Genomic DNA, 1975 nt, shown 5'->3' with positions numbered 1-1975 from the left:
CCGGAGCAGCGCCGCGACCTGGCCAACGACCCGCGGAACCTGCAGGCCGTCGACGGGCCCACGAATTCGAAGAAGTCCGATTCCGATGCCGCGTCTTGGTTGCCGCCGAACAAGGGTTACCGGTGCACGTACGTCTCGCGGCAGATCGATGTCAAGGCCCTGTACCGGTTGTGGGTGACCCAGGCGGAGAAGGACGCGATGAGCCAGGTATTGCACTCCTGTTGAGTGCACAACGTCATCGCGCCGAGACGCGCGCGGGGGTTAAGGTAGCTCCTCTATGGTCACCCATCGGGGGTCGATCCCCGCGCGGAAGGCCTTCCACGACGGGTGGCGGAGCCGCCGGTTCGGGGTGAACTCGCGGTACTCGACGGTGACGACCAGAGCCGGTTCGACCCAGCGGGCTTGTGCGGCAAGCTTATCGGGAACATGATTGTCGAAGGGGCTGGTGGGCCGTTCGAGTGGTCGGAGCAGCATGAGTGTTCGCCGCCGGTCGGCCTCTGTGAAACCGGAGCTGACGTGCCCGATGAATATCAGGCCGACCTGGTCCGCGTGGGCACCGACGATCAGCGACCGCAGCCTTCCGTGGCTGGTTGCTTCCCACCCGCCGACGATCACCTCGGCGCTGTTGCGTAGGGGTGTTTTGACCCAGTCTGGTGAGCGGCGTCCTGGCTGGTAGGGCGAGGTCATTCTCTTGGTGACAATTCCTTCGAGGCCATGCTCGTTGGCGACCTCGAGCATCGCCTCGCTGTCGACATCGACCCAGTGTGGAGGTACGTGCAGCGCCTCGCCCCCCAAACCGAGGTTGAGGTCGGCAAGAAGTTGTCGGCGCTCGAGGTACGGCCACCGCAGGATCGGCGCCCCGTGGTGCGCCAGCAGATCGAAAATGTAAAAGGCGACCGGTACAGCGCGCTGCAGCGCGGGCGGTGGATCCTGGATGGGGGTCCGCTGCTGGAGGAGGTCGAAGCGCGGTCGGCCGCTACTGGCAGCGGGCGCGACGATCTCACCATCGACTATTACGCCTCGACCTGGGTTGATCTCGGAGAGTCCGGAGGCGATCTCCGGGTATGCGGCGGTGATGTCGGCGTTGTTGCGGCTGAACAAGTGCACCGCGGCCGGGGTGATGGTGGCCACGGCGCGTACACCGTCGAATTTCATCTCCACAGCCCAGTCGTCTCCACCCGGTGGTGAGCCGAGTGTCGCGAGCATCGGTCTTACCGGGCGAAGAGCTAGTGCGGGCTGATGGGCGGGCACAATGCTGATTCTCCCCCGTGATCGGCGGTCGGCAGTTCTGGCGGGGCGGGGAGCGTGGCGAGGGTGCACGGGTGGCGCCGACTCGCCCGGGGTCGTCGCCGTGGTGTCGCCACCGTTGCCGAGAAGTCGGCGAGATGTCGGCACGGACGATTTGATCAATCGGCGTCCACCTGGCGTCGAGCCCCGGGGAGAGAAACTGTCAGCTGGACTTGGTTGTGGAGGATGGCCACACAGGGACCCGAGTTCCGACCGTGTCATATCGGTCGATCTGGGCGATGCCGCGCCGGGGTGGATGGGGCCGGTGCGTCTCGTTAATCGCGTGAAAGTCTGATTCGAATGTCTTCTCGCTCGATGTTCCATCATCGAGCGTTACCAGGTACCTGGGCATACTCAGAAATATGCCACTGCGGCTCTCGGTTCGGGCACAATCGTAGGATCCGTCCATAAAACAGTCATGACCGACTTCGATTCAGCGACAGCATTTTCCACCCGTGGGGGCCAGCGGCACGGCGGGCGGAGGAGTTGGCGACGGGGTGGCGGATTGGCGTACCCAAGCCGCGCAGGTCCACTGGCAGGTAGGGCAAATGTGAACTCTCACCGAATACACGGCGCGCCTCGCGTTAGGTTGTCGGCCAGGGTGCCGTAGTTGTTGAGTAGCGGGCGTTCTGCCTGGGGTTTCCGATCTTCGGAGGTGTCTCGGGGGGCGGCGGAGCGGGCATAGGGA

The 1975-nt window shown here is 64.6% G+C and carries 2 protein-coding genes; one reads left to right on the top strand and one right to left on the bottom strand.

Translation table 11 applies throughout. The features are described 5' to 3' along the window. On the top strand, window positions 1-225 hold a 225-nt coding region (locus ACFVJ3_RS49335), incomplete at its 5' end, for an HNH endonuclease family protein (protein WP_378459022.1). 36 nt (window positions 226-261) lie between these two features. Here the strand turns inward: ACFVJ3_RS49335 and ligD are convergent. Beyond that, window positions 262-1206 (bottom strand): non-homologous end-joining DNA ligase, encoded by a 945-nt coding sequence (gene ligD, locus ACFVJ3_RS49330; RefSeq protein ID WP_378459021.1) that lies wholly within the window; start codon window positions 1204-1206, stop codon window positions 262-264. Window positions 1207-1975: the final 769 nt, after the last annotated feature.

This window comes from Rhodococcus sp. NPDC127593, from assembly GCF_042671975.1.
GTDB lineage: Bacteria > Actinomycetota > Actinomycetes > Mycobacteriales > Mycobacteriaceae > Rhodococcus_F.
This window is presented reverse-complemented; position numbering and strand designations above follow the sequence as displayed.

What these genes read in the sequence shown, in the direction of transcription:
- ligD (WP_378459021.1), bottom strand. Translation starts at nt 1,206, where the DNA reads ATGCTCGCGACACTCGGCTCACCACCGGGTGGAGACGACTGGGCTGTG.